The organism is Kordiimonas lipolytica (assembly GCF_042651265.1).
Taxonomy (GTDB): domain Bacteria; phylum Pseudomonadota; class Alphaproteobacteria; order Sphingomonadales; family Kordiimonadaceae; genus Kordiimonas; species Kordiimonas lipolytica.
In genome coordinates this window covers 33,147-54,913 of the sequence record NZ_JBHSCR010000015.1, presented here as the reverse complement: position 1 = coordinate 54,913, position 21,767 = coordinate 33,147, and the positions used below count along the sequence as shown (strand labels likewise).

21 protein-coding genes are annotated in these 21,767 nt (G+C 55.6%); 12 read left to right on the top strand and 9 right to left on the bottom strand.

Features of this window, described 5'->3' with window-relative positions; all coding sequences use genetic code 11:
* The first annotated feature begins 55 nt into the window (after nucleotides 1–55).
* Both ACFO5Q_RS15320 and ACFO5Q_RS15315 read left to right on the top strand, forming a co-directional pair.
* On the top strand, nucleotides 56–4,771 hold the full coding sequence (locus ACFO5Q_RS15320; RefSeq protein ID WP_380084404.1) for a tyrosine-type recombinase/integrase: 4,716 nt from the start codon (nucleotides 56–58) through the stop codon (nucleotides 4,769–4,771).
* A 217-nt stretch (nucleotides 4,772–4,988) separates the two neighbouring features.
* A complete protein-coding gene (locus tag ACFO5Q_RS15315) occupies nucleotides 4,989–5,957 on the top strand; it encodes an NAD-dependent epimerase/dehydratase family protein (protein ID WP_068147223.1) in 969 nt (322 codons plus the stop codon).
* 39 nt (nucleotides 5,958–5,996) lie between these two features.
* On the opposite strand, the gene ACFO5Q_RS15310 is transcribed toward ACFO5Q_RS15315, so the two are convergent.
* The gene (locus ACFO5Q_RS15310; RefSeq protein ID WP_197421046.1) at nucleotides 5,997–6,584 is read right to left on the bottom strand and encodes a 3'-5' exonuclease; all 588 of its coding nucleotides are present in this window, start codon (nucleotides 6,582–6,584) and stop codon (nucleotides 5,997–5,999) included.
* 4 nt (nucleotides 6,585–6,588) lie between these two features.
* Nucleotides 6,589–7,377, bottom strand: a complete 789-nt coding sequence (locus ACFO5Q_RS15305; protein ID WP_082719847.1) for a metallophosphoesterase — start codon at nucleotides 7,375–7,377, stop codon at nucleotides 6,589–6,591.
* 475 nt (nucleotides 7,378–7,852) lie between these two features.
* Here ACFO5Q_RS15305 and ACFO5Q_RS15300 point away from each other — a divergent pair, with 475 nt between their 5' ends.
* From ACFO5Q_RS15300 to ACFO5Q_RS15265, 8 genes are all read left to right on the top strand, one after another.
* Nucleotides 7,853–9,046, top strand: coding sequence for a type II toxin-antitoxin system HipA family toxin (locus tag ACFO5Q_RS15300; protein WP_068147232.1), 1,194 nt, complete (start codon nucleotides 7,853–7,855; stop codon nucleotides 9,044–9,046).
* Nucleotides 9,039–9,326: a helix-turn-helix domain-containing protein gene (locus ACFO5Q_RS15295; protein ID WP_068147234.1), complete on the top strand. Its 288-nt coding sequence runs from the start codon at nucleotides 9,039–9,041 to the stop codon at nucleotides 9,324–9,326. Before ACFO5Q_RS15300 ends, ACFO5Q_RS15295 begins: the two co-directional genes overlap by 8 nt.
* A gap of 191 nt (nucleotides 9,327–9,517) precedes the next feature.
* Nucleotides 9,518–9,619: a helix-turn-helix domain-containing protein gene (locus ACFO5Q_RS15290; protein ID WP_156431940.1), complete on the top strand. Its 102-nt coding sequence runs from the start codon at nucleotides 9,518–9,520 to the stop codon at nucleotides 9,617–9,619.
* Nucleotides 9,620–9,685: 66 nt separating this feature from the next.
* Nucleotides 9,686–10,785 (top strand): IS3 family transposase gene (locus ACFO5Q_RS15285; RefSeq protein ID WP_231727107.1). Its coding sequence is split into 2 segments (ribosomal slippage): nucleotides 9,686–9,947 and nucleotides 9,947–10,785, totalling 1,101 coding nucleotides; the frame shifts between segments, so codons are not numbered across the junction.
* Between the two features lie 269 nt (nucleotides 10,786–11,054).
* Entirely contained in the window at nucleotides 11,055–11,309 is a 255-nt protein-coding gene (locus ACFO5Q_RS15280) for a helix-turn-helix domain-containing protein (protein WP_068144227.1), read from the top strand.
* Entirely contained in the window at nucleotides 11,309–12,625 is a 1,317-nt protein-coding gene (locus ACFO5Q_RS15275; protein ID WP_068144224.1) for a type II toxin-antitoxin system HipA family toxin, read from the top strand. The genes ACFO5Q_RS15280 and ACFO5Q_RS15275 overlap by 1 nt, the downstream gene beginning before the upstream one ends.
* A gap of 375 nt (nucleotides 12,626–13,000) precedes the next feature.
* The gene (locus tag ACFO5Q_RS15270; protein WP_068144221.1) at nucleotides 13,001–13,825 is read left to right on the top strand and encodes a TraB/GumN family protein; all 825 of its coding nucleotides are present in this window, start codon (nucleotides 13,001–13,003) and stop codon (nucleotides 13,823–13,825) included.
* An 8-nt stretch (nucleotides 13,826–13,833) separates the two neighbouring features.
* A complete protein-coding gene (locus ACFO5Q_RS15265; protein ID WP_068144218.1) occupies nucleotides 13,834–14,232 on the top strand; it encodes a DUF3052 family protein in 399 nt (132 codons plus the stop codon).
* A 1-nt stretch (nucleotide 14,233) separates the two neighbouring features.
* On the opposite strand, the gene ACFO5Q_RS15260 is transcribed toward ACFO5Q_RS15265, so the two are convergent.
* The 7 genes from ACFO5Q_RS15260 to cmk form a co-directional block, all read right to left on the bottom strand.
* Entirely contained in the window at nucleotides 14,234–15,304 is a 1,071-nt protein-coding gene (locus tag ACFO5Q_RS15260) for a hypothetical protein (protein ID WP_156431871.1), read from the bottom strand.
* Between the two features lie 8 nt (nucleotides 15,305–15,312).
* On the bottom strand, nucleotides 15,313–16,038 hold the full coding sequence (pyrF, locus tag ACFO5Q_RS15255; protein WP_068144211.1) for an orotidine-5'-phosphate decarboxylase: 726 nt from the start codon (nucleotides 16,036–16,038) through the stop codon (nucleotides 15,313–15,315).
* 37 nt (nucleotides 16,039–16,075) lie between these two features.
* Complete coding sequence (locus ACFO5Q_RS15250; RefSeq protein ID WP_068144209.1) at nucleotides 16,076–16,453, bottom strand: lipopolysaccharide assembly protein LapA domain-containing protein; 378 nt, start codon at nucleotides 16,451–16,453, stop codon at nucleotides 16,076–16,078.
* A gap of 65 nt (nucleotides 16,454–16,518) precedes the next feature.
* Complete coding sequence (locus ACFO5Q_RS15245) at nucleotides 16,519–16,797, bottom strand: integration host factor subunit beta (RefSeq protein ID WP_068144206.1); 279 nt, start codon at nucleotides 16,795–16,797, stop codon at nucleotides 16,519–16,521.
* Between the two features lie 335 nt (nucleotides 16,798–17,132).
* Complete coding sequence (locus ACFO5Q_RS15240; RefSeq protein ID WP_068144203.1) at nucleotides 17,133–17,585, bottom strand: YybH family protein; 453 nt, start codon at nucleotides 17,583–17,585, stop codon at nucleotides 17,133–17,135.
* Nucleotides 17,586–17,684: 99 nt separating this feature from the next.
* Entirely contained in the window at nucleotides 17,685–19,388 is a 1,704-nt protein-coding gene (gene rpsA / locus ACFO5Q_RS15235; RefSeq protein WP_068144200.1) for a 30S ribosomal protein S1, read from the bottom strand.
* Between the two features lie 202 nt (nucleotides 19,389–19,590).
* A complete protein-coding gene (gene cmk / locus ACFO5Q_RS15230; protein ID WP_068144198.1) occupies nucleotides 19,591–20,232 on the bottom strand; it encodes a (d)CMP kinase in 642 nt (213 codons plus the stop codon).
* A gap of 134 nt (nucleotides 20,233–20,366) precedes the next feature.
* Between cmk and ACFO5Q_RS15225 the strand changes: the two genes are divergently transcribed.
* Nucleotides 20,367–20,738, top strand: coding sequence for a GntR family transcriptional regulator (locus ACFO5Q_RS15225; protein ID WP_068144195.1), 372 nt, complete (start codon nucleotides 20,367–20,369; stop codon nucleotides 20,736–20,738).
* Nucleotides 20,739–20,754: 16 nt separating this feature from the next.
* Nucleotides 20,755–21,660: a hypothetical protein gene (locus ACFO5Q_RS15220; RefSeq protein ID WP_068144192.1), complete on the top strand. Its 906-nt coding sequence runs from the start codon at nucleotides 20,755–20,757 to the stop codon at nucleotides 21,658–21,660.
* The last annotated feature ends 107 nt before the right edge of the window (nucleotides 21,661–21,767 follow it).

Genomic DNA, 21,767 nt, shown 5'->3' with positions numbered 1-21,767 from the left:
GCCAAAAAGTGGCAGACTTTTACTCCGCCCGCAGCAACACAACGCCGCCGCTTCAGTGGCCTACTTTTACACCGCCCTATACAACGGTGACATCGCAGGTGGCCCTTTACGCGCAATTTGCACCCGCGTCGGTGAAGACGGCAACCTCAACCAAATACCTGCCAAAGAAAATACTTATGACAGCCCAGCATCAAAAAGCTACGTCGAGCCATCTCGAGCGGAAAAGTCGCTACCTAATGCCGTTTCACCGCGCCTCCAGAACCGCTTCAATCGTAAAATCACTCGACGACTTGTCATGGCACAGCTGTTGTCAGGCGCTAGCCACAAGGCCCTCAGTGACCAAGACATCGCACTCATCAAGAAAGAATGCTTCGAGCTCCTCAGCGCGGGAGACCTTCAAAGCAGTCCCGCATGGGAAAACGCTCTATTTATCATGCTCTCGTTGGTCACGGGTCGCTCCACTAGTTTTCTTCGAAGTTTGAAGGTAAAACCTCAAACAGCAAAAGGCTTTCCAAGCGAACCATGCTGGGCAATACTCGATTTTCGGTATTGTCTCTATGATGTGCCCAACATCCCGAGAGGCAGCCGCCCTGACATGATTGGCGAACGCAATGCCAATGAGGCGCTTCCACAGAAAAAAACAGCCGGCGTCTTCATACACATTCCAGATGAACTGGCTGAAGGGCTGGTACGCCTTCATAACCGCTTTTCCCCAAAAAAGACGAGACTGCCTGAAACAGAAAGTCAGACTCTATCCGCCTTCGCCTCACTCAAGGACCGCAATGTCTCGCCGGCAAAAATTCAAGCGCACCTTGCCCTTTCTTTGAAGCATCAGGGTGTTGACGATGTCATTGCCGGATATGTCAGCGGCAAAACCGCTGATCAGTTGCCCGCTATGTATTACACTCAGGTGTCGCAGGCCGACATTACTGCAGCGCACTCCAATTACTTGGTTGGGCTTGGCTTCGCACCGTCACCAGCCATGCCCGATGATCAGAAGATCGGTAGCATGCTCGTACCCACCCCTGAGTGGACTGGAGAGCTTTTCAACTACATGCGTACACAAATCGCGAAGGTTGACACTGGCAAGCGGGAGGACCTCTTCAATCATCACAACTACCTAATGTTTTATACCTATTTGGTCCTTTGCCTTTCCACCGGGCATAGGCCAGTAAAGGCGCCCTTTCAATACCTCAGAGACTTTGACCTGACCTCAGGATTTGTTTGGATCAGCGACAAAGTTGTAAGGACAAATCACGCATCCCGTGTCGTACCTTTGTGCGACACAGCTCTTCAACAAATGCGATACTATGTGGAGCATTTACGCCGACTCCGCGATAGGCTCCGGCACACTGATTACGAAACCTCAAGCTATATCGAAAATGCTCTCAGAAGCGTAAACCCTGTCCTGTTCGTGTTTGATGAAGAAGGCAAGAGCTTTCTTACACCCAAAATTCTGCAATCCTGGCATGGCTTCATCAGCGCCCTACCCGGCAACTGGAACCGCCATACGTTACGAAGTCTCTTAACGAACGCTGTGCCTTATAACTGTCTCAACGCGTTCATGGGGCATGCTTTGATCGGTATTGGTCCGTTAAGCGGCACGAGTGGTTTTGAGTTTGCGTCACTCCGGTCTCTGAACTGTCATTTAGAGCAAATCTTGCAGCGCTACGGGGCCATTGCCCTCGCAGACACACCGCAGCACTATGTCATCGAACCATATGAACCAGCCGGCAATCATACTGCGCATGTCGGTCGCAATGGAAGGGCGAAAGACCGCGCCCACCTGCTAAAGCGAGCTGTAGAAAAGTGTGATGAAATACAAAACGAGGTAGGTTTCTGTCGCGAAAAGATCACGACCGCGGAGGACTACGAAGTCGCTCTTGCTGAAGCCGAAAACCAGTTGCATGCCCTGAACCTGTCCGCGGAGCAATATTGCCGTGCGAAGAGCCACCTACAAAAACGTGCAAAGGAAATTATTGATGCCCATGGCATCGCCGTAAGTCTGCCATCGGTCCCTGCACAAGTGTCATTTGAACCGTCTTTTCGCACCGAAAAATGGTTCACCCTTGCCCGGTATATCCATGCTTGGGACAAAGCTTTCTATGAAAGACTGGAAGAGTTTGGCCGGTCATCGCAGGAAGACGATCTGACCCTGATCGGGCTCATTCTCTATGCCGCGACCACTAGAGGCGGGTTGGCCAATGCAAAGCTGCTAGCGGATCTGGCGGTACAACTCTCGGACCACACTGTAAAACCTCAAACCATGGGGCCGTATGTCTGGTTTGACCTCGACATTCCCATCGACGGGAAGGAAGGCCGATATAGCCTCAAAGTTGGAAATAAGTGTCACCAGCATCGACATTGGTTCGTTGACGAAGTCAGCCTTGCGTTGATCATTCGCCTCTATAAAAAACGGTCGCCCAACAGCGATGTACCGCTAGGCAAGGCGCGGCTTCTGAAGGCGAATGTCTTCGACCTCATTAAAAAAGCAATTTTTGGTGAAGACACAAATCAAACCCCTATTACGGATCTTGAAAAACTCACCTCCGCGGCACTCTGGCGGCACGACAGCATAGCGGGCCCGGGCATCAGCGAGGCCCTACAGTCCCTGGCATCCGGTCGGTTCCAGACTTTCTCCATTGACCGCCAGGCATGGATTGGCTTGTTCAACGACATACCGGTAGCCACCCATATGCCGGCATCCGTTTCCTATAAGGCAGATGAACGAAAAGCGCCGTCGCGATATCGGGCTGAGGACCCACATGTGTGGGGGTCATTTTACGAAAACCACCTAATTCCGGCACTGCGACCAGTGCTGCAAAACCACACCAAAGTCAAAATCTCTGAAGTGTTGGTAAATTTGGAAGCGCTCAAGGAAACCGAAGACCTTCCGACCCATCTCCACTTGGCCCTCGACTGGCTAATCGATGTAGGGAAGCGCGGTGACAAACCTTCCACACTTCAACGGTATTGTTCCGCCTTTGTTTCCGTTTGGTTGCTGGAAACGCATGGTAGGATTCCGGACCTGCATGATGCCGAAGAACTTGAAGAGCTCTATGGTAACCTGTTGACCTATCATGACAGCCCTAGCGAAGTTGCCTATATGCTTGGACGAATGGCTGATTTTCATGCCTTTGGCATGAGGGATAGCCGCTATCGACTACCTCAGATCGAGAACCAGCAATGGCACCAGTTTAAGCGCCATTCCCTTGTACGCACAAAAGTGCTGTCGTTCCGGCAGGTTCAGGCAGCAATTGATTTAATGACAAGCGGTGAGCCCAGTGCGCGAGAAAGGCGAAAAATCTCTCTTTTTGTCATGCTCGCGTATCGCACCGGCATGCGCCTCACTGAACTCGTGAAGCTGCAATTGAAAGATGTGGAGATCTCAAAAGACTGTGTCATTTCGATCCGGGACAATCAATTCGGCAACAATAAATCGCGCGCAGGCCGGCGGCAGATAAACCTAGGTGTTTTCCTCGATGATAGGGAGATGGGTGAGTTTAAATCGCTGATGGCACAATATGCCAGAAAGACAAACCGCAACCTTCCTGTCTTTTCCTTTGGCAGCACAGGAGCGCCGTACCATGGAGGGCAAATTTCCAAAATGTTCTCCCAGGCAATTGAGCAAGTCACGGGTGATGCAGATGTCGTTTTTCATAGCCTGCGCCATAGCTGCTTGTCCTGTCTGCACGCAACGCTTGAGGGCGAGGCCGAAATTGCGCACATGATCGCCGGCTTATCGGTGGAAAAAATGGAAGCAATTCGGGAACACCTGGTGGGTCACATCGGCAACCGCATGGGCCTTTATTACACACTTGCGGCCTTTGCCGGTCATGCTGGTCCCAGGGAGACGATGCTGAGCTATCTGCATCTCTCTGACCTGATCATTTTCTCCAAGCTTCAAAGGCAGCGGCTGGAGATTGGCACCGACAAACTAGCCCAAATCGCAGGTGTGCAAGGCTCGAAGATCGCAGACCTCGACTCTAATGAGCGCCATCAATATTTGGTTCGGCACAAGGTACCAGCGATCGCGTCATCCTACCCATTTGTGTTGCCCGCCGAACAGAAACCTTCCTCAAGTGGTACAGAAGAGGGTCATACGACCCAAGCCAAGCATGACTTAATGCTGGTTGATGAGATTTTACGCGCGCTGCAAGAAGGCTCTAAAGCGCGAGATCTTGCTTTCCAATACGACGTGGACAGGGAAGTGATCGAAAAATGGCACCAAAAAGCCATCGAGCTCCAATCCCTTAAAACGCGCCGCGGAAATTCTCGGCTGTTTGGAAAGGACAAAGAAGCCTCCATTCGTCTCCGGGCACGGAACGATAATCGAGTGAAAGCGGAACTCGATCGGGTTTGCCGCGGCATGCACGCAAAATTGGACTGCTGGTCAGCGGAAGAGATCGAAAGGTTTATGAAAGCCATTCTCTTGGCATCATCGCCAGACGCAAGATCATATCGAATTCATGATCCAATTTTTGCCGCCGAAATCGTTGAATTTTTCCTGCCCGAGATTCCGGTTGGGAGATGGAGAATGGAAATCGACATCCCCGAAGGTCCGGACTTCAAGGCATCCAGGGATAGATGGAAGCTGCACAACCCGTGGCTTTCAGAGAGTGACTTTAAATCACGCCCGCAAAAGATTTCTGCGCATCACCAGGATGGAATCGGGCTTTTGCGTCTAACCCACCCAGCCAAATCCGATAATTCCAGTCTCCCAAAGCTGGTCGCTTACCTGGTATCCGTTTCATATGACGAGGCCGATTAATTTTTTCTCGAGCAAGCCATACGCAGGGGCCATCCTTAGCATAAAAGAATGTTCAACTTTTTTATGGATGGACTTTGGACCGACTGGCTACAATTGAAAGGCAAAAGGTTCTGCGCATTGCTGAATGTGGGGCTAGGCAGTTGTTTGTCCTGACCGGTGATGGCGGATAACCTGCGTGGGCACCGGGTCGGTTATATTCATTGATGGGGATTTAATAATGCAAAAGCAGGCTCTTGTCCTTGGAGCGGGCGGTTTTATCGGCAGTCACCTTGTTAAACGGCTGAAGGCGGAAGGTTTCTGGGTTCGCGGTGTCGACCTGAAGTTCCCGGAATTTGCCGAAACCGAGGCGGATGACTTTGTCATTGGTGACCTGCGTGAGCAGTCGATCTGCCGCGAAGTTATCGACCGCCGCTTTGACGAGGTATATCAGCTCGCGGCAGACATGGGTGGTGCCGGTTATATCTTCACCGGCCAACACGACGCCGACATCATGCACAACAGCGCAACCATCAATCTCAACGTGGTAGACCTCTGTCACAAGCGGAACATCAAGCGTGTATTCTACAGCTCGTCCGCCTGCATGTACCCGGCCTATAACCAGGAAGACCCCGATAACCCCAATTGCGCCGAGGACTCGGCCTATCCGGCGGCACCTGATAGCGAATACGGCTGGGAGAAGCTCTTCAGCGAGCGTCTTTACCTCGCCTACAACCGCAACTTCGGCATGCAGTGCCGTGTCGCACGTTTCCACAATATCTTCGGCCCCGAAGGCACATGGACGGGCGGCAAGGAAAAGGCCCCGGCGGCTATCTGCCGCAAGGTGGCGTCCGCGGCGCAAGGTGGCGAGATCGAGATCTGGGGTGACGGCACGCAGACCCGCTCCTTCCTTTTCATCGATGAATGTGTCGAGGGCATCCTGCGCCTGACCCGTTCCGATTTCGAAGGCCCGGTCAATATCGGCTCCGACGAGATGGTCAGCATCAACCAGCTCGTGGACATGGTGACGGAGATTGCCGGCAAGCCGCTCAGGAAGCGCCATATCGATGGCCCGCTGGGCGTACGCGGCCGCAACTCTGACAACCGCCTGATCGAAGAGAAACTGGGCTGGCGTCCGAACCAGCCGCTCTCCGAAGGCCTGAAACAGACCTACGCCTGGATTGAACGTCAGGTCAGGGGCAACAGGTAGTCAAAGTTCAGCACGACCAACGACACAGTTCGGACCCAATTATCTGCACGTAACAGACCGAATATGTTTTGCAGGATTGTGAAAATATTCAAATAGCCTCGCGACATTGCGTGCGTCATCGAGGGCCGAATGATGTCGGCCCTCGAAGGTCAGATTGACCAGCTCCAAGGCTTTTAGAAGCCCGACCTGTCTACCTTTGCGGATGTGCTGCTTCTGGAACAGCTTCTTGGCATTCCGGTGTGGCGGCAAAGGAAGAACAAGGTTGGATCTTTTGGCGCTCGCATCCAGCTCGAGCTGCTTCAGGTCATAATTGCCCCAGGAATACCAGCAATCCGGCCACGCCTGTAAGCCGAACAACCATTGTCGTAGTGCTTCCATCATGTCAGCAAAACCCGGAGCGTCAGCCAGCGTATCCGCCGTGATGCCGGTTACGTCCGTGCAGTAAGGAGAAACCTCTGTATAGGCCGGTTTGACATATGAATGAAACTCACCAACGCCTTCCCCGGCCTCATCAAGGGCAACCACGCCGATTTCGATCGTTTCCATATCCTCGACCGTGAGATCACGACCAAGGGTCTCCCTGTCAAAGCAGGTAGCTTCCAGATCGATGCAGAGAAATGTTTTCATCTGACTATCCTGTTTCATAGTCACCAATCGGCTCATAGGTGAAGGGCAGAAAGTTGCAGCTTCGGTCCAACTCGATCCGCTGCTGAAGGTTCGCCTCAAGTTCTTCGAGGGACTGGCCAATCTCAACCATGGTGAGGCGTCCATTTCTGAAGCCCGCGCCTGTATCCAGGTAGATTACGTTCCCCAAGCGCAAAATGGCATTATTGGAGGTATGGCCGACCAGTACGAGATCCACGTTGGCAACTGAAGTCTGATCCTTGTCCTTGATCCGCCTTCTACCCCACAGGGTTTCCATACGTGGTTGGTGCCCCTCTACCGCGGCGTGCCAATCAGTTGGGGCATCGGCATGCATGAGGCCAATATGGGAACCGTCAGGCAGTAGCAAGGTCATGCTGAGCGGCAAGCGCTCGACAAAGCGGTCACAGAGATATTGTACTTCTTCCTGCTGCTCTTCGCTCAACAGATCGAACCAACCGCCCCCGTTGACGCGCCAGAAATGTTTATCGGAGCGAGGATTGACGGCATTGAGCATCATTTCATCATGATTGCCGAGCACGCTATGAAACCAGGGCTCGGCAAGCAATTTGACACATTCATAATTCTTGATGCCCCGGTCCGTCAGATCTCCAAGAACGATAAGGTGATCCCGGGCTCTATCGAAGCCAGCTTGGTGCATTTCCTGCCAGAGCTCATCGTAGCATCCATGAAGATCGCCACAGACAAACGTTCGCCCATCCCTAGCTACAGATACGACCCGGTGGCTAGGGTGAATATTGTTCGGTAGCTTTGGCATCGCAGGCCTCAATCTTCATACATATTCCCGAGCTCGCGGCGCGTAATAGAAATACATTGGCATCAATGTCTCAACGAGTAAAACATCGTGGCGCAAGCATGAAACATGAATACGCGTAGCCATAAATTCAACCCGAAAGTAGGTAGGCGGTAGACCTAAAAATTGGTTTCGTTCCAGTTAGAAGACAGGGTCTGCAGCTGTGATGAGCCCGGAGGTGGCGCAATATCCAGTGCACGGATGCTCGTCTCGCCTTTCCTTTTTTTCCTTACATTGGGGTTTATAGTGTAGTGGCCCATTCGCTGGGCCAACCCCTCGCTTGAACGGTAGACATAGGCGCCCCCTTGGTACTGAAAACGGTACCCCCTTCAACTTTCGTCCGAAGAAAGGTATCGAAATCGATACTTTTTTGTTGAACGGTACCGAAAAGGATACCATACTAATACCACAACACATTCAAGGTATGGAAATCGGTACCATGGAAGCTCTCAGACAAGGCATTGTAACCTTCAAGGGACAGAAAGTTGGACATCTCGAGGAAGTTCCCGAAGGTGGCACCGCATTCACATATGATGCCGACGCACCTGAAATTGGCTGCTCGCTGCCCCGTAAGGTGGACCGCCATGCCTACCGTGCCGGTGTGCATCCATTTTTCAGTAACCTTGCCCCTGAAGGGTGGCTACGTGCCCGACAGGAAGCAATTGCTGACACGGAGGACGAAGACGACTTCGGTCTATTGCTGGCATTCGGGCAAGACTGCATTGGTGCCGTCGGCATTGCGCCAACCAGTGGAGAACGTCCCACAATAGCCCTGGCCTTGGGGGCAGACGCCGAGACACAAGCGATTGCAGGAAGCCGGCGTACGATCTCCGGCGTGCAGGCCAAGCTTCTATGTGTAAAAGAAGGAAATCGTTTCACCCCTGCAGCGCACCAAGGGCCAGCCCCCTATATCGCCAAATTTGCCCGGGACGATCTCGGCGACCTAGTTCAGAACGAGGAAGCCTCATTGCTTCTGACTAAAGCACTATTGCCCGACGATCAGGTTGTTTCTTTCCAGCGGGGTATCGTACAGAATATCGACAAACCGGGACTCATCGTTGAACGCTTTGACCGCTACTATGGTGACGGCACGGAAAACAAACTCCGGTGTGAAGACTTCGCACAAGTCCTTGCAATTTCACCCGGGCGAGACCGGAAAAACAAATACCGGGTAGACTATGATGCTCTTTCTGAGGCGCTAAAATATTCAGCCGCGCCGAAACTGGATGCCTATACCTTGTTTCGCAGAATTGTGGCCTTTGCAATTCTTGGGAATACCGACTGCCACCTGAAGAACTGGAGCCTACTGGAAACACCAACAGGACTTCGCCTGTCACCTATCTATGATGTACTCAATAGCTACATCTATGGTGGAAAGGGCTATAGCACTGTCTTCGGCCTGGAACTCGATGGCAAACGTTTGCAGTGGCAGGAATATGACCGATCGATCCTCACAGAAGTTGGCGGGAAATTGGGCCTCAATCAGCGAACAATCGAAGCCGTTTTCGCCGAAATCAAGAAACGCAAATCTGCCTTAAAGGAATGCCTCCAGAACAAAGTGTCCTTGAATGATGACCTGCAGTATCAGTTCACCGCAACAATTGAAGAAAAGTGGGAGACCCTTTATGGCTGAATCCACAATTGAAATGCCGGTGAATTTCGGAAAGCTCCCCAACCTCAAAGCCTTGGGGCAGTATGCCAAAAGCAAACGTCGCTATGAGAAGATCAGCATTAAAAAGCTGGCCTTGCTGGTTGGATGTTCCCATACGTCGATCATCGAATTTGAAAAAGGGTCCGGCAAGATCAACCTTTCGACTGCTTGGCGTATTCTGGATACCCTTGGCCTTGTAAACCCTGACGCAGCCGAATATCAGCATGTGATACGTAACGCACCAAGCGATACAAATACCTAGGAAAACTGAACCAAGCTACCTGGCGTCGTTTCTTCTTAGTGAGCAAGACGTCCGGGAATCTTAGGGGCTACTCAGGGGAGCATTTCCTGCCATACGGTTGCGAGCACAAACGTTATTTTGCGAAAATGTACACAAGTATAACCATGTATAGTCCGCTTGCGATATACTTGGTTATACTTCGTTAGAAGCGATTGAGCTTAGCTCTATCGATCCGGGAGATTGCACGGCGGACAGGACTACCTCGCAATACTATTCGCAAATATTTTCAATCAAATGCCTCAATGGGCCGGTAATACCCCCAATAAATAGCGGTACTCAAAAGTAGAATTTTCTCGTAACCAGAACGCAGGAGATTTTACATGAAGACATCACGTTATTCGGACAGCCAGATCATCAGCATCTTGAAGCAGGCGGAGGCTGGCACGCCGGTGCCTGAACTGTGCCGGGAGCATGGAATGAGCAGCGCCTGCTTTTATCGGTGGCGTGCAAAATACGGAGGCATGGATGCCTCGCTGATGAGCCGAATGAAAGAGCTGGAAGCGGAGAATGCCCGGCTCAAGAAGATGTATGCCGATGTGCAGCTTCAGAATGATGTCATCAAGGAAGCCATGGCAAAAAAGTGGTGAAGCCGTCCCGACGTCGCGAGATGGCAAGAACTGCTGTCTGCAAGGGGCGGCTGAGTATCAGGGCGGCGTGCAGCGCCTTTTCGATCAGCGAGACATGCTACCGGTATAAACCGAAGCTCTCAGACGAGAATGCCGAGATCGCTGACTGGCTTGTCGGCATAACCGATCGTCAGCGCAACTGGGGTTTCAAACTGTGCTTTTTGTATCTACGCAACGTGAAGGGCTATGGCTGGAACCATAAGCGTGTGTACCGGGTCTACCGGGAACTGGAGCTGAACCTACGGATCAAGCCGAGGAAGCGTCTGTATCGGGAAAAGCCTGAGCCACTTTCTGTGCCTGAGGCGATCAATGATGTCTGGAGTATGGACTTCATGCATGACCAGTTGTCGGATGGTCGCAGCTTCAGGGCCTTCAATGTGATTGACGACTATAATCGCGAAGCCTTGGGCATCGAGATCGACTTCTCCTTGCCAGCTACGCGTGTCATCAGGGCCTTGGACCAGATTATTGAATGGCGCGGGGCTCCCCTGGCTCTTCGCTGTGACAACGGTCCTGAGTATGTCGGTCACCAGTTGGCAGAGTGGGCTTCAAAACGCGGGATCGCCTTACAGTTCATCCAGCCAGGCAAGCCTCAGCAAAATGCCTATGTTGAGCGCTTCAACCGGACAGTTCGTTATGACTGGTTGAACCAGTATATCTTTGAGACAATTGCGGAGGTGCAGGAGGCCGCCACGGCCTGGCTCTGGACTTATAACCATGAGCGCCCCAATATGGCGCTCGGCGGCATCACGCCAAAACAGAAACTGGCCATGGGCATGCCCATGGCCGCCTAAAGTATTCTACTTTTGAAGCCCTCTATTATTGGGGGTATTACCGGCCCCGCCGCTGATTGGCGATAATTTCCTCAATTGCAGCGCCTATCCTCGGCGGGCAACCTGGCCCAGAACGCGGATCGTCGCCAGAAAACCAGCCATCAAAGGTCGGTGTCAAGCACGCTCAGTATACGCTACAGCGTATATATCTGACTTATACGCTGTAGCGTATATTGACGAAATATGCGCTATAGCGTATATGCTATCTTAACTGATTATATGAGGCAGTTATGGATCATCAGCTTGTCAGGTCGGCCAAGGATATCGGGATCGCGCTCCGGCGGCGGCGGCGTACGCGCAATCTCACACAAGCAGAGCTCGCGCAGCGTGCTGGGCTCAGGCAGAGCACGGTCTCACAGGTCGAGAATGGCCTCGAGACGGTAAAGCTCAGTACCATCATTGAGCTTATGCGCGTGCTTGATCTCGAGATCCAATTGCAGCCGCGCAGCAAAAGCACACCCCAGGATATTGAGGACCTGTTCTGATGGCGCGGCAAAAAAGGGCGTCCCGCCTCCTGGTCGCCCTCAATGGCCGACATGTGGGCAATCTTGACCGCTCGAACAACGGTGCCGTCAGCTTCACCTATGCAGCCGATTGGCTTGCGGATATGCGGCGGGCTATCCCGGTTTCCCTGTCCTTGCCTCTTCGCGAAGAGCGCTATGTCGGTGCGCCCGTCTTGGCTTATTTTGACAACCTGCTGCCCGAGAATGATCCCATCAGACGCAAAGTTGCCGAAAGGGTCGGGGCTGAGGGCACGGACGCTTTCAGCATGCTTGATAAAATCGGCCGGGATTGTGTGGGAGCCCTGCAGTTCGTACCGGACGGAGACGATATTGCACAGCCGGGTCCGCCGGAAGGGGAACCGGTGGATGACGCAGCAGTCGCCGACATCATCCGCAATCTGGCCACGGCGCCTCTTGGCATCCGCACAGACAAGGACCGCGACTTCCGTATCTCGCTTGCCGGGGTTCAGGAGAAGACGGCTCTTCTATGGGCGGATGGATGGCAAATACCGAAAGCGGCCACACCGACCACCCACATTCTCAAGCCCCAGCTCGGCAAACTGCCGAACGGCCTTGATATGTCGGACAGCGTCGAGAATGAGCATTTTTGCCTCACACTGTGCGCCGAGTTTGGCCTCGATGTGGCAGGTAGCCAGATCATCGATTTCGAAGACAATCGCGTTCTGGTCGTGGAGAGGTTTGATCGGCGCCACACAAAAGATGGCCGGTTGCTGCGCTTGCCGCAGGAAGACTTCTGCCAGGCTCTTGGCGTACCGGCGACCCGAAAATACAATAATGAAGGCGGACCCGGTATCGGCGAATGCCTGCATCTATTGGGCGGCAGCGACTATGCCGATGAGGACCGCCGGCATTTCCTCAAAGCCCAGATGCTTTTCTGGCTCATGGGGGCAACTGACGGGCACGCCAAAAATTTCAGCCTGTATCTGGCGCCGGGCGGCGGATACCGGATGACTCCTTTTTACGACATCATGTCGGCCGAGCCCAATCTGGCTCGGCATGAACTGCGCCGGCAGGAGATGAAACTGGCTATGGCGGTTGGCGACAGACGGCATTATCCGATCGACACCATCTATCCACGGCACTTTCTGCAAAGTGGCAAGGCAGCTGCGATGGACCCCGACGAGATCGAGGAAATCCATGCATCGATACAGGAGGCCGCTGATGGCGCGACCGAGCGCGCCAGAACAAAAATGCTAGAGGACTTGCCTGAAGAAGTGGTGGTAAAAATCTCAGAGGCTGTTCAATTGCGGCTCCGCAGACCAATGCAAGAACTATGAACACTGCATCGGTCAAATGAGGTGGCTCGAGTTCTTGATTGCAGGCGATGCATCAGCACCGGAATTTCTACAGGCTGCCGAGTGCCAAAGCTCACCCCATTTGAGCTTCAGCTCCAGTTTGTATAGGTATCAAAACTTGAGATATCGAAATTTTTCTACTAAAAAAACTGAGACCATTTTTGAAAACTTTTTTACCTCGACGGCAAAACTCGAGACGGATCGGCGTTAATAGACCAAAAAAGTAAACTCATATTTATTCAATAAATTCAAATAATTATACGATAAAAGCCATTTAAAGCCACATCAAAACAACAGACAACTTTAGATCGGGTTACACTGGCAGTGTAGAGGTTTCGTTTCCTCCTTGTCGCCCTTGTGGCTTTCACCCAGCCCGCGCTTGGCGCGCCCGCGCTCTGGCGGGTGGCAGACAGCGACACGGAAATCCACATCTTCGGCACCCTGCACATCCTTTCGGATGGCATGAACTGGCTGAGCCCGGAGGCTCGCGTGGCCTTCATGGACGCCGACGCGCTGATCGTGGAGCTGAGCGGCGAGGAAATCGACCGCGCCGGCCCCCTCTTTACCACGGCTGGCAAATTGCCCGAGGGGCAGACCCTGCGTTCGCTTGTGGGCAGCGGCATCTATAATGACGTGGAGCGACTGTCGCGCAAGCTCGGCCTGCCGGCCAATCATTTCATGGAGAATACGCCCTGGTTCACCGGGCTGTCGCTTTCGGTCATTGGCCTTGTCAAAGCGGGCTATAATCCGGCGAGCGGGGCGGACAAGTTTTTCATCGCCCAGGCCGAGGGCATGGCAAAACCCGTTTTCGGGCTGGAGACCGCGGTGCAGCAGGTTGCCCTGTTCCAGAACCTGACCGTCCAGCAGGAGAAGGCCCTGCTCATCGATACGCTCAAACAGAATGCACAGATCGACGTGCATTTTGCCGCCATGCAGGCTGCCTGGCTTGAGGGCAACACCACGGAGCTTGATCATATCCTCAATGATGCACTCAAGATCGCGCCGGGGCTGAGGGAACAGATGCTCACAACCCGCAACCGCGACTGGGCCGGCAAGCTGATGCAGGTCCTGGACAAACCGGGCAAGTTTTTTGTCGCCGTGGGGGCCGGGCACTTAACCGGCAGCGATTCGCTCATCCTCATGCTGGAGGGCATGGGCGCGCCGCCCGCCCGGATTGAATAGGACAGACCATGACCGCAGGCTATTCTGGCACCCCGCTGATCAAGAAACTGGGCATCAAGGAAGGCTTCCGGGTGCGCCTTGAACATGCCCCGGTGCATTATGACACGCTGCTCGGCCCACTGCCCGTGGGCGTTGAGGATTCACAAGATGACTGTGACTTCATCCATGCCTTTTACAAGGAACGCGCGCTGTTCGCTGCGGAACTGCCAAGCCTGATGGCGGCCATCAAACGTGACGGCATGATCTGGATTTCATGGCCCAAGAAGGCATCGAAAGTCCCGACTGACATGACAGAGGATGTGGTGCGCGACGTGGCGCTCCCCATGGGCCTTGTCGACGTGAAGGTCTGTGCTGTCGATGAAGTCTGGTCCGGCCTCAAGCTCGTGATTCGCAAGGAACTGCGGTAGCTCAGCCGTCGGCCCTGCTGAGGTCGGCGAGGACATCGGGCCGGTCTGCAAACAGGCGGCGAAGCTGGGCCTGCGCCTCTGGTGCAGGCAGCGCGCCCTGCGGCTTCACAGTGGGATAGGCGCTGAAGTCCATACCGAACAGTGGCGGCGAAAGGTCCGGGCGGTAGCGGGCGCGCACGGCCTCGTTGCTGTCTTGATACTGTGCCACAAAACGCTCGGCTTCTGATCGGGTCGGCTGGACGGAGGGCGCAGCAGGCAGCGCCTCAAGGCGTTCGAGAAGCATGCCGCGCCAGCGCCCCGAAGGCGCAAACACACCGTCCTTTTGTGTATTCACATACGCCAGCAGGCGCTGCGCCTCTGCGGGCAAGGCTTCATTGCGCCGGGGTGGCACACAAAATCCTGCGTCCCACAAGATACCCGCAGCGAAACAGAAATCGCTCAGCAGGTTTTGATCCTGAAACGCTTCCTTGTCATACAGGCGCACCGTCAGCGCCCCTTGGCCAAAGGTATCCTCATACAGGGAGCAGGCCGCGTGGTAGTTGAAGCGGTGCGCCTGTGCGCCGAACGAAAGGTCCGGCTCCGTATGCGCATAGCCGGCCCGAAGCGCTGTCGAATAAAGACTGACCGCCACCTCATCCTGCCGGCGGACATAGAAGAGGACCCTGACCTTGCGCGCCAGCGGTCGCAGCAAATTGGCGAGGCGCGCAGCTTCCTCCGCGTTTTTCACCCGGGTATGGCAATGTTCGCCCGAGAATATGAGGCGCCGGAACCCCGCTGCGGCCGCATCAGCCAGCTCTGCGTGCAACGCCGCCAAAAAGGTCTCCTGAAAGGCTGCCAGCGCCTGCGGGCTTGCATCCCCCACCTCCTGCCGGAGGAAGCCCTGTTCACGCACGCTGTTCTGGGCAGCAACCGCAAGACGGGTGTGATTTTCTTCGCCAGGGGTGTGGGGATAATAGATATTCTGTGCGCCAAGCCGGTCCCGGTTCGCGCTCAGGAAACGCTGGATGGTGGACGTGCCGGTTTTCTCTGCACCGATGTGCAGAATGATTTTATCGAAAACCGGGGCCGCCATGGCCACGGTCAACCGTTGATGCTGTCGGCGATCGCGCGTGCCGCCGCCGCCGGATCATCCGCCCCAGTAATCGGGCGCCCGATCACGAGGATATCGGCGCCGGCTGTCACCGCGTCCGCTGGGGTCATCACCCGCTTCTGGTCACCGGCAGCGCTGCCGGCCGGCCGAATGCCGGGCACAATAAGCTTGAAGGTTTCGCCGCCCGCCTTGCGCGCAAGCGTGATTTCGCGCGGGCTGCACACGAGGCCGTCGATGCCGCTCGATTTGGCGAGGCCCGCGAGGCGTGCCACCTGTGCCTCGACCGCGTCCGCCACGCCGATAGCATTCAGGTCGCTGCCATCAAGGCTCGTCAGTACACTCACGCCGATCACCCAGGGCTTATCAAGCCCGTGTCGGTCAGCCTCTTCCGCCGCGGTTTCGGCTGCGCGGCGCATCATCTCCGGCCCGCCCTGCGTGTGGATCGTGAAGAGCTTCGGTCCAAGCGGTGCCACAGCGCGAATGGCGCCCGCCACCGTGTTTGGGATGTCATGGAACTTGAGGTCGAGGAAGATCGGCAGGCCTGCGTCTGCCACACGCTTGAAGCCGTCAGCGCCGTTCGCGCAGAAGAACTCGAGCCCCAGCTTGATGCCACCCACGCTGCCCTTGAGCGCTTCTGCAAGCGCTGTCGCCTTGGCGACATCAACAGTGTCGAGGGCGCAATAGATGCGGTCGCTGGGTTTTACGGTTTCAGGCATGGGCGTATTCCTTTTCGGCCGGGCGGTTGCCCCCGGATTAGCCCTGTTTGCCCCCATTTGGCAAGGCCTCGGTCGCACTGCGCACCGTTTCGTGGGCGCTCCTGGCGTGTGCCTTGTGCACATCTTCCGAGAGCGCAGAGACCTGGTCCTCCAGGTATCCGGCACGGCGTTCGGCCTTGCGCCGGCGGGCAAAGCCCTTGAGCCGCAGCCAGCCAGTCACACCGCCTGCAATCAGGAGGCCGACGAAGATGCCAAGAAACAGAACAAGGTAAAGCGGCACCGACACAGAGAGGGCACCAAAAGGCTCAAGTGCCAAAACCACATGCTGGCGGTTGGAAACCGAAAAAAGAATGAGGAGAAGCGCAAGCGCAAACCAGAAAATGCGGCGAATCAGGCTGCCGAGAGACTGTGCCATGACACTCTTTCGATTAGGTATCTGCGGTCCGGGCCTCGCCACACAAGCGCGGGGCCCATCGGTTTCTAGTCGTTCAGCCGCTCACGCAGGTCCTTGCCGGTCTTGAAGTAGGGCACCCGTTTTTCGGCCACCTCAACCTTCTCGCCCGTGCGAGGGTTGCGCCCGACACGTGCCGGACGTTTTTTCACGGAAAAGGCACCAAAACCGCGGAGTTCCACCCGGTCGCCACGCGCCAGCGCCGCAGTAATTTCATCAAAAATCTTGGATACGATGCGCTCAACGTCCCGATAATACAGATGGGGGTTGGCTTCGGAAATTTTTGCAATCAACTCGGACTTTATCATCTAGGTCCTCCCCTCGGGGCAATCTTGTCAGCAACACTCGGAACCAAGCTACCCGTGTCCAGCGCCTTAAGCGTGCCACCTGATCTCGCACACGTCAAGATAAGCCTTTCTAGGAAAAGGGCTTTTGTCACAGTTTTTTGAACCGGGCGCCGATGATGGACACGATGACGCCAAACTGAGCCGGAAATATGGCCACGCCCGGCCGAACCGGACGTGGCGTGTCAGGGGTTCAGGACCCCAGGTGCTCGAGGAACGCGCACAGCGCGGCAAGGGCGAAAAAAGCGGCCGCCGGCACAGCTGCAAGGCGAAAGGATTCCCGGTACATGGTGCCTTCCCTAGCTTGAGGCGTGTTCATGGGTTACCCGCCAGGTGTCACCCTTGCGTTCCAGGATGAAGGTGGCATAGCCGGTGGCACTGTGGTCACCGAAATCCAGCGTCCAGCGGCAGAAGATCATGCCGGAAGTGCCTGAAAACCGGCGAGCGCTGATTTCGGAAAAGGTCACCTGACCCATCTTGTCCCTGCCCGGATAATGGGTGGCATACCGTTCGCGGGTTGACTGCCAGCCGCGCGATGCCGATTTGCCAGCGGCAAAGACAAAACCTTCATCATTCCAGTAGCCATTCAGGAAGGCTGTCATGTCACCGCGGTTCCAGTCTGCCGCCATGGTATGCAGCCGTTCGATCATCGGCTCCGGGAGCGTCTCACCGGCACCGGCCGGCAGGGTGAAAACCGGCAGGGAGAAGAGAAAGACCGCCGCAAGGGCCGTCAATTTGAGCTGTCGTGTCATTATGGTCTCCTAAAAGAAAATGCGGGCCCGAAACAACGGACCCGCATTCCTTTTAGTCGCGCGTAGGGGGCACGGCTGTGCCCCACATCACAGGATGACTTATTTGTCTTCCTTGGCTTTCTCGAGTGCAGCACCGAGGATATCGCCGAGGCTTGCGCCCGAATCGGCGGAACCATACTGCTCAACAGCTGCTTTTTCTTCAGCAACTTCGAGGGCCTTGATGGAGAGGTTCAGCTTGCGGCTGCCTTTGTCCATGCCGGTAACCATGGCGTCAACCTTGTCACCTTCAGCGAAACGCTCAGGGCGCTGGTCAGCACGGTCACGGGCGAGGTCGGAGCGGCGGATGAACGCGGTAACGCCCGTGTCGCCAACTTCAACTTCGATGCCGTTCTCGTTTACAGCTTTAACCACACAGGTGACTTGTTCGCCTTTCTTCTTGGAAGAAACGTTGGAGAACGGATCGCCGGACAGTTGCTTGATGCCGAGGGAGATACGCTCTTTCTTCGTATCGACGTCGAGCACAACAGCCTTGACCATGTCGCCTTTCTTGAATTCCTGGATGGCTTCCTCGCCCGAACGCTCCCAATCGAGGTCGGAGAGGTGAACCATGCCGTCGACATCGCCGTCGAGGCCGATGAACAGACCGAATTCGGTGATGTTCTTGACTTCGCCTTCGATTTCGGTGCCGGCCGGGAATTTGGCAGCAAAAGCTTCCCACGGGTTTTCGCCACACTGCTTGAGGCCGAGGGAGATACGGCGCTTCGAAGGATCAACTTCGAGAACCATAACTTCGACTTCCTGGCTGGTGGATACGATTTTGCCCGGGTGTACGTTTTTCTTGACCCAGCTCATCTCGGACACGTGTACGAGACCTTCTACGCCGCTTTCGAGCTCAACGAAGGCACCGTAGTCGGTGATGTTCGTAACCGTACCGGTGAACTTGGCGCCAACCGGGTATTTGGCTTCGATGCCATCCCACGGATCGGCTGCAAGCTGCTTCATGCCGAGGCTGATGCGCTGCGTTTCCGGGTTGATGCGAACAACCTGTACTTTCACGGTCTCGCCGATCGACAGGACTTCCGACGGGTGGTTCACACGGCGCCAGGAGATGTCGGTCACGTGCAGCAGGCCGTCGATACCGCCGAGGTCAACGAAGGCACCGTAATCGGTGATGTTCTTCACAACGCCCTCAACAGCGTCGCCTTCCTGGATCTGACCCATGAGCTCAGCACGCTGCTCAGCACGGTCTTCTTCGAGGACGGCACGGCGCGATACAACGATGTTGCCGCGACGACGGTCCATCTTCAGGATCTGGAACGGCTGCTCGATGTTCATGAGCGGGGTCACGTCACGGATCGGACGGATGTCAACCTGGCTGCCCGGCAGGAATGCAACAGCGCCAGAGAGGTCAACCGTGAAGCCGCCTTTAACGCGGCCGAAGATAACGCCGTCAACACGGGCGTCGCCTTCAAATGCTTTTTCAAGCATTTCCCAAGCTTCTTCACGACGAGCTTTGTCGCGCGACAGGATCGCTTCGCCGAGCGCGTTCTCAACGCGGTCCACGAATACTTCTACGGTGTCGCCGATCTTGATCTCAGCCGCTTTGCCAGCCGGGGCAAATTCTTTGAGCGGTACACGGCCTTCAGCTTTGAGGCCAATGTCCACAATCGCAAAGTCGTTCTCGATGGAAACGACGGTACCCTTTACAACACGGCCTTCAAAGCCGTCGTCTTCGGAGGGGAGGGTTTCGTTAAGCAGTGCCTCAAAATCGTCGAGGCTCGGCATCTTTGCCGCTTCAGACATGTAGTCTTCCTTTCAGGTCTATACTTTTCGTGCCAGCCGGTTGGCTCCGGCGGTCTTCTTCCGGGTTTCTCAAGTGCGGGACCACCCCGCGCTTTTCTGTGGTCCGGAAGCCTCAAACACCAACAAATTATGACCCCTCGGGCCAAGCTTCCCAGTATGGTCAGCGTCTGGCCCGGGAGTCGCTCTCGTAAAGCGTCATCGGTTATTGGGGCGCCATGCGTTCTTTCACAAGTGCCGCCGCCCTTAAAAACACGGCGTCTATATCCAAATTGCTCGTATCAAGCAAGAGGGCATCTTCCGCGGGCTTCAGGGGCGCATCCTCGCGGTTCATGTCGCGTTCGTCCCTTTCGCGCACGTCGGCGAGTATAACACCAAAATCGGGCTCGACGCCACGCTCCTCCAGCTCCTTGAAACGGCGCTTCGCACGCACCTCCGCGCTTGCGGTCACAAAGAGCTTCACGTCCGCGCCGGGGCACACGACCGTGCCGATGTCCCGGCCATCCAGCACCGCGCCGGGTCGGCCTTCCGGTGGGTTGGCTGCAAAATTACGCTGAAAATCCAGAAGGTTAGCTCGAACGCCCGGGAGGGCTGCCACCTTGGAAGCTGCGTTACCTGTCGCCTCCGCCCGCAGTTCGGGGTCAGAGAGCAGCGCAAGGTCAAGGCTTTTGGACTGCGCCTCCGCCACACCGGCATCGGCCGGGTTGCCACCGACGCGCAGCACGCTGAGGCCCACGGCACGGTAGAGCCCGCCGGTGTCGAGATAGGCGAAGCCGAACTCATCCGCCAGCCGCCGCGCCAAAGTGCCCTTGCCCGCCGCTGCCGGCCCGTCAATTGCGATAATCAATGCGAATCACCTCCCAAAGTTCGAGCTAGGGTTATAGGCCCATCCGCAAACCCTGCCAATTTTTTTGCTTGATTTCCCATTGTACCCCATGTACCCCTATTACAGATGGTACATATCAAAAACAGCGAACAGCCATGAACATCACAATCGATATCGACAGCGAGGAACCGCTTTTTGCCCAGGTGGTGGAGCAGGTCAAAGGCGCGGTACGAGCCCAGGCCCTGAAGCCGGGCAACGCCCTGCCGTCCATCCGCCAGCTTGCGGGCGACCTTGGGCTCAATAACAAGACGGTTGCCAAGGCATACCGCCTGCTTGAGCGTGACAATGTCATCGTCACCCGCGGCTATCGCGGCACCTTCATCCATGATGACGCGGAGCAACATTGCTCCTTCGACCTGGCTGGCTGGACCCGGTCCCAGCTCGCCACCGCCATTGAAGCCTGCCGCAAGGCGGGCGCCACTGACAGCGAGATCCGCATCGCCTTCGCAAGCGCGATGCAGGAATAGAAAGGAAGAGCAGAAAATGCCTGCCGATTTCAACATGACCGCCGTACTCACCCTGATGTACGCCGTGTTCCTGAGCCAGATCTACCTCATCTCCGTGCATTATCCGCGCAAGATGTGCGCGCGTATCCGCGAGGTGATCGAAGCCTACCCGCCCGCAGACTATCCCAAGCTCTACCCCGGCCCCTATGCCTGGTACGCCGAAAGCGCAAAAAGCCGCGGCCTCAGCCTTTTCATGGCGATAAATTACGCCATCGCGGCCCTTGGCCTTGTCATCCTTGGCGTCATGCTGGGCACGGGGTATGAGCCAGCGCTTCTGGGCGGTGATGAGGTTTTTGTCATGCTGTATTTCATGCTGCAGATGTGCCCGCTTTTTTACATCCAGATTGCCGAATTTCGCCACTATGCGCTGATGCGGCAGCAGTTTGCGGAAACGCGCCGTTCGGCGTCTCTGGCCCCGCGCCGCATGAGCCAGTTTGTGCCGCCAAAGCTTGTCGCGCTGGCCGCCCTTCTCTTCGCCCTGTGGCTGGTATTTTACCTCAGCGGCAAGGGCGACATAGCTACATGGGGCAGCGAGGTTTATGCCACGCTTGTGATGATCACCGGCATGAACATCTTCTACGTGCTCTATATGCGCCGCATGGTGTTTGGCAAGAAGATCGACCCCTACCGCGCGGACGAGGATCGCGACCGCCAAATCCGCGTGATGGGCAAGATCTATGTGCTGTCCAGCATCGGTGTCAGCCTGTTCCTTGCCCTCACCCAGGCCGCAGACCAGTATGGCTTCGAGATTTTCGATCCCGTGCTTGTCAGTTTCTACCTGCAGCTTTGCATCATCGGCGGCCTCGGTTTTGTGTTCCGGGACATTTCCGTGAACAGCCTGAATTTTGAGGTTTACCGCAAGCAAACGGCCAGCCAGCCCTGACATAGCCACTCGTCATCATATGCCCGCACCCTCCCGACGTCCCTAAGCGCGAGGGGGTTCGCTTTCACGACAGCGAGGGACATATGGCACGGCAGCGGGCTCCATGC

Excerpts from the sequence above, each read along its gene's own strand:
- ACFO5Q_RS15315 (WP_068147223.1), top strand. The coding sequence starts at position 4,989 with ATGCAAAAGCAGGCTCTTGTCCTTGGAGCGGGCGGTTTTATCGGCAGT.
- ACFO5Q_RS15305 (WP_082719847.1), bottom strand. The coding sequence starts at position 7,377 with ATGCCAAAGCTACCGAACAATATTCACCCTAGCCACCGGGTCGTATCT.
- ACFO5Q_RS15295 (WP_068147234.1), top strand. The coding sequence starts at position 9,039 with ATGGCTGAATCCACAATTGAAATGCCGGTGAATTTCGGAAAGCTCCCC.
- ACFO5Q_RS15245 (WP_068144206.1), bottom strand. The coding sequence starts at position 16,797 with ATGATAAAGTCCGAGTTGATTGCAAAAATTTCCGAAGCCAACCCCCAT.
- ACFO5Q_RS15310 (WP_197421046.1), bottom strand. The coding sequence starts at position 6,584 with ATGAAAACATTTCTCTGCATCGATCTGGAAGCTACCTGCTTTGACAGG.
- ACFO5Q_RS15225 (WP_068144195.1), top strand. The coding sequence starts at position 20,367 with ATGAACATCACAATCGATATCGACAGCGAGGAACCGCTTTTTGCCCAG.
- ACFO5Q_RS15220 (WP_068144192.1), top strand. The coding sequence starts at position 20,755 with ATGCCTGCCGATTTCAACATGACCGCCGTACTCACCCTGATGTACGCC.
- ACFO5Q_RS15280 (WP_068144227.1), top strand. The coding sequence starts at position 11,055 with ATGGATCATCAGCTTGTCAGGTCGGCCAAGGATATCGGGATCGCGCTC.
- ACFO5Q_RS15265 (WP_068144218.1), top strand. The coding sequence starts at position 13,834 with ATGACCGCAGGCTATTCTGGCACCCCGCTGATCAAGAAACTGGGCATC.
- pyrF (WP_068144211.1), bottom strand. The coding sequence starts at position 16,038 with ATGCCTGAAACCGTAAAACCCAGCGACCGCATCTATTGCGCCCTCGAC.
- rpsA (WP_068144200.1), bottom strand. The coding sequence starts at position 19,388 with ATGTCTGAAGCGGCAAAGATGCCGAGCCTCGACGATTTTGAGGCACTG.
- ACFO5Q_RS15260 (WP_156431871.1), bottom strand. The coding sequence starts at position 15,304 with ATGGCGGCCCCGGTTTTCGATAAAATCATTCTGCACATCGGTGCAGAG.
- ACFO5Q_RS15300 (WP_068147232.1), top strand. The coding sequence starts at position 7,853 with ATGGAAGCTCTCAGACAAGGCATTGTAACCTTCAAGGGACAGAAAGTT.
- ACFO5Q_RS15240 (WP_068144203.1), bottom strand. The coding sequence starts at position 17,585 with ATGACACGACAGCTCAAATTGACGGCCCTTGCGGCGGTCTTTCTCTTC.
- ACFO5Q_RS15275 (WP_068144224.1), top strand. The coding sequence starts at position 11,309 with ATGGCGCGGCAAAAAAGGGCGTCCCGCCTCCTGGTCGCCCTCAATGGC.
- ACFO5Q_RS15250 (WP_068144209.1), bottom strand. The coding sequence starts at position 16,453 with ATGGCACAGTCTCTCGGCAGCCTGATTCGCCGCATTTTCTGGTTTGCG.